This is a genomic window from Variovorax sp. 01T439_2 (assembly GCF_056398445.1).
Genome location: NZ_JBFTPJ010001056.1, coordinates 1 through 1,902, shown reverse-complemented (window position 1 = coordinate 1,902; position 1,902 = coordinate 1). Strand labels below are relative to the sequence as shown.

Genomic DNA, 1,902 nt, shown 5'->3' with positions numbered 1-1,902 from the left:
GTTCTCGTTCTTCGCCTTGAGCGACGCGATGGCCGAAGCGAGGTAGGCGGCGCCGCCGGCGGGCACCGGCACCGTGCCGCCGCCGTTCGCCGGGGCGGTGATGGAAAGCCGGGGCGGCTCGAGGTTGCCGTGCAGGTCGTTGAAGGCGATGAGCTTCACGTCCATGCTGCCGGGCGCGGCGGGCGCCGGCGCAGGGGGCGGTGCCGGCGCCGGTGCGGGCGGCGGGAGGAACGGAATGAACCCGGTGTTCGAATGGCTGCTTCCGCCGCATGCGGACAAGGTGGCCAGAACCACCCCCGCCAGGGCGAGATGTTTCAACGATGCGTGCATGAGCCTCTCCTCTTTGGATGGAATGCAGCGCATGCTGGACATGGCAGATGACGTCGCCATGACTGCCCCGCGCAGGAAGCGTGATCAGGGCAAGGGAACCACGCGGATGGCCACGCCGGGGCCGAAGGCGCGCTGCAGCAATTCGCCCGCCTGGGCGCTTTGCGCATCGCCGGGCGACTGCACCGCCAGCCATCCCTCGGTGGCTTGCCGTTGCAGGTGCCAGCCCTCCTGCCCGATGCGGATCAGGCTGGCGAGCGACGCGGCGTCCGCGATGGGCAGCGCCGCGGGCACGATGTCGAGCCAGTCCACCACCTGGTCGGCTTCGCCGCCGAGCCGCGCGGTCGCGCCGTCCACCAGCGCGCGCTGCGTGGCGGCATCCCTGACCGCGCCTTGCAGCACGATGCCGTTGCCGTGCCAGCGGATTTCAAGCGCTGCGTTCGTTGCCGATGGGGCCGGCCGCGCGGCCGCGAACACCCACGCGGCGCCTGCCGCGGCCAGCAGCGCCATCAGCAGCGCGATGAGCCGGAGTCGTCTGTTCATTCGAGCCTTGGCGCACGACCATCGTGCAAACGTCGAGTGCCGAGTTCAGGGGCCCGCCATGACGGTGTGATGACAGCCGCACAGGGCTGCTGCGCGGCCTCAGAGCCGCAGTGGCGCGGCGTAGCCGGTCATCTCGAGGTAGCCCCGGCCRACACGGCGGCCTTGCGCATCGACGAGGTCGCTCAGGCCTTCCCAGTACACCCCGCCGGTGGAGCCGCGGCTGTCGAGCTCCTGGTCGTCGAGCAGCGCGCGCACCTCGAAGCTGCCCGATGGGGTCTGCACGCGCCACCGGGTCGGGTACTTCGCCTGCGTGCGCGGGCTGGTCCACGCATTCGCACCGTCGAAGCGCACCTCGTCATTGTTGAAAACGCGCAGCGCGCCATCGCGCGTGCGAAACGATCCACCGGCCCACAGCGCACTGCCGTCGCGGCGCCGCAGGCGAAAGGCGGTGAGGGCGCTGCCGTCGTCCAGGTTCATGCCGATCCAGTCCCAGCCCACGGCCTCGGGATGCATCAGCGCCTCGCTCCATTCGTGGTCGAGCCAGGCGGTGCCGCCGACGTCGAAGGCCTGGCCCTTGAGCGTGAGCCTGCCCTGCGTGCGCAGCTGCGGCTCGCTGTAGTAGTAGCTCGCCTGCGCTTCCTCCGGTCCCTTGCGCGAGAGCCCGGCCTTGCCTTGCAGCAGCACCGGCTGCGTGGGCGTGAAGCGCAGGTCGAGCGAGAACTCGCCAGCCGGGATGCGCGCCGAATAGCTGCCGTCCTCCCTGCGCACCAGCGACCAGTCGCGCAGGCGCACGTCGGTGTCGGTTTCGCTGGCCGATGCAACGCCGAAGCCCGCGCGCGCAATGCGCTGGTCGTGCAGCAGCACGCGGCCTTCGAGATCGGTGACGGCCGCATGCGCGAACACGAGGTGCCTGGCCGCGAAGGCCGAGCGCAGGCCCTCTGCCGCATCGACGCGCGAGCGGAAGAAAGTCACCTGGAAGCCGAACTCGCGTCCCGCCGGAGTCTTCGCGTGGCCCGTGATGTACCACCACTC

The 1,902-nt window shown here is 70.6% G+C and carries 2 protein-coding genes and 1 pseudogene; all 3 read right to left on the bottom strand.

Features of this window, described 5'->3' with window-relative positions; genetic code table 11:
• Positions 1 to 318 (bottom strand): annotated as a pseudogene (locus AC1DOC_RS31770) (bifunctional metallophosphatase/5'-nucleotidase); the annotation flags it as partial.
• A 96-nt stretch (positions 319 to 414) separates the two neighbouring features.
• On the bottom strand, positions 415 to 870 hold the full coding sequence (locus tag AC1DOC_RS31765; RefSeq protein WP_478081627.1) for a hypothetical protein: 456 nt from the start codon (positions 868 to 870) through the stop codon (positions 415 to 417).
• Between the two features lie 99 nt (positions 871 to 969).
• On the bottom strand, positions 970 to 1,902 hold a 933-nt coding region (locus AC1DOC_RS31760), incomplete at its 5' end, for a lipocalin-like domain-containing protein (protein ID WP_478131346.1).

What these genes read in the sequence shown, in the direction of transcription:
- AC1DOC_RS31765 (WP_478081627.1), bottom strand. Translation starts at nt 870, where the DNA reads ATGAACAGACGACTCCGGCTCATCGCGCTGCTGATGGCGCTGCTGGCC.